This is a genomic window from Halorubrum sp. AJ67, from assembly GCF_000513435.1.
In genome coordinates this window covers 7,874-9,980 of sequence record NZ_CBVY010000034.1, presented here as the reverse complement: position 1 = coordinate 9,980, position 2,107 = coordinate 7,874, and the positions used below count along the sequence as shown (strand labels likewise).

2 protein-coding genes and 2 pseudogenes are annotated in these 2,107 nt (G+C 69.9%); all 4 read left to right on the top strand.

Annotation, left to right across the window (positions count from 1 at the left end; genetic code table 11):
- A pseudogene (locus BN903_RS14795) lies at window positions 1-203 on the top strand (ABC transporter ATP-binding protein); the annotation flags it as partial.
- Complete coding sequence (locus BN903_RS14790; protein WP_048078456.1) at window positions 200-955, top strand: ABC transporter permease; 756 nt, start codon at window positions 200-202, stop codon at window positions 953-955. The pseudogene BN903_RS14795 and the gene BN903_RS14790, both read left to right, overlap by 4 nt.
- Window positions 956-1,028: 73 nt before the next feature.
- Window positions 1,029-1,172 (top strand): zinc ribbon domain-containing protein, encoded by a 144-nt coding sequence (locus BN903_RS17025; protein ID WP_154018149.1) that lies wholly within the window; start codon window positions 1,029-1,031, stop codon window positions 1,170-1,172.
- 99 nt (window positions 1,173-1,271) lie between these two features.
- Window positions 1,272-2,107, top strand: a pseudogene (locus BN903_RS14785) (aldo/keto reductase); the annotation flags it as partial.

Sequence of the window (2,107 nt, the reverse complement as noted above, 5' to 3'; positions counted from 1 at the left end):
TCCGGATCCGGGGCGTGCGCCCGGAGGCGATCGGCGACGCGGTCGACGCGCTCGACGGCGCGAGCGTCGCCTTCGAGTCGCTCTCGTGGTCGGAGCCGTCGCTGGAGGACGTGTACCTGCGGCTCACCGGCGAGGAGTACGCGCATCGGGGAGACGAGAGGGCGGTGACTAAAACCGTCGGCGACGCGGAGGGTGACCGATGACCCGACTCGGCCGGATCCGGACGGAGGCGGTCGCGGCGGCGCGCTCGTTCACCCGTCGCCGGACGGCGGTGTTCTTCACGTTCTTCTTCCCGGTCATCTTGGTCGTCATCTTCGGCGCGCTGATTCGGACGCAGCCGACCGGCGGGGGCCTCTTCGCCGAGCCGGCGGGCTACTACATCCCGGGCTACCTCGCGGTCGTGGTGCTTTTCACGCCGCTGTCGCGGGTCGGCTCCGAGATCGCGCGCCACCGCGACGGCGGGCGGTTCGAGAAGCTGGCGACGACCCCGCTCTCCCGCGCCGAGTGGCTCCTCGCGCACACGCTGGTCAACGTCGCGATCATCGGCGCTGCGAGCCTGCTCATCCTTGGGCTCGTGCTGGCGGTGACGGACGCGACGCTCATCGTCTCCCCCGCGCTCGCCGCGCTTCCGGCCTTCGTCGCGGTCGCGGTCGCACTCTTCTGCGGACTCGGCGCGGTTCTCGGCGCGGTCGCGGACTCGCAGGACGGCGTGATCGCCGCGAGCAACACGGTCGCGTTACCCCTACTCTTCCTCTCCGAGACGTTCGTGACCCCGTCGCTGCTGCCGGAGTGGTTTCTGCCCGCCGTCGCCGCCTCGCCGCTGACGTACTTCGCCCGCGGTACCCGCGCGATCACCTACGAGGGCGGCGAGTGGGCCGGCGACCTGCTCGTGTTGACCGCGCTCGCCGCCGGTTTCCTCGCGGTCGGCGCGTACGCGGTCCCCCGAACCGAGTGACTGCGCGGCGGCCGCCGCGGAACCGTCCTTTTATGTCCGCAGCCCGCGTCCCGACGAACTGAGAGGGAGAGCGTTGACAACCGTTCACTTCACCTGTTCGGACTGCGCGCAGACCATCGAGGTCAACGACGCGATGCGCGAGACGATCCTCGAGGCCGGCTGCCCGGTGTGTACCGCGGCCGCGGCCGAGGACGACTTCGCCGTGACCTGCGAGTGACCGTCGCGGCCGCCGCGAGAGTCCCGACAGTCGTCGGTCGTTGACACACCGCATCCGGTTGCTGTGGCTTTTTGCGTCGACCGCGACAACGGGTCGACGATGGCTCCCGAACTCGACGAGATCGACCTCGGAACCGTGCCGCTCGGCCGGACCGGCCTGCGGACGAGCGAACTCCAGTTCGGCACGTGGCGGTTCGGCCGCGTGACCGAGGCGGGGAACGTGGAGATCGACGAGGACCGCGCCCACGAGCTGCTCGACGCCTACGAGACCGCCGGCGGGCGCTACATCGACACCGCCGACGTGTACGGCGGCGGCGACTGCGAGCGCTGGATCGGCGACTGGCTCGCCGAGCGCGACCGCGAGCGCTACACGGTCGCCTCGAAGGTGTACTGGCAGATCCGCGACGGCGACCCGAACAGCCGCGGCACGAACCGCAAGAACGTCCGCCACCGCGTCGACGCCCTGCTCGACCGGCTCGACACGGACTACATCGACGTCCTCTACATCCACCGGTGGGACGACGAGACCCCCGCCCGCGAGCTGATGAAGACCCTGAACGGACTCGTCGAGTCCGGANAAAGTACATTACCTCGGCGCGTCGACGCTCCGCCCGAACGCCTGGAAGGTCGCCCGCGCCAACGAGATCGCGCGCAACGAGGGGTGGGAGCCGTTCAAAGTGCTCCAGCCGCGGTACAACCTCGTCGACCGCGAGGTCGGAGGGGGATTACCTCGAGTTCGCGCGCCAGCGGAACCTCGCCGTCTCCCCGTGGAGTCCGCTCGGACAGGGATTTTTGACCGGCAAGTACCACCGTGACGCCGACCTCCCCGACGACTCGAAGGCCGCCGAATCCAGCCGGTTCCAAGAGGCGTACCTCACCGAGGAGAACTTCGACGTCCACGACGAGCTGGACGCGGTCGCCGACGCGGTCGACGCC

What these genes read in the sequence shown, in the direction of transcription:
- BN903_RS14790 (WP_048078456.1), top strand. Translation starts at nt 200, where the DNA reads ATGACCCGACTCGGCCGGATCCGGACGGAGGCGGTCGCGGCGGCGCGC.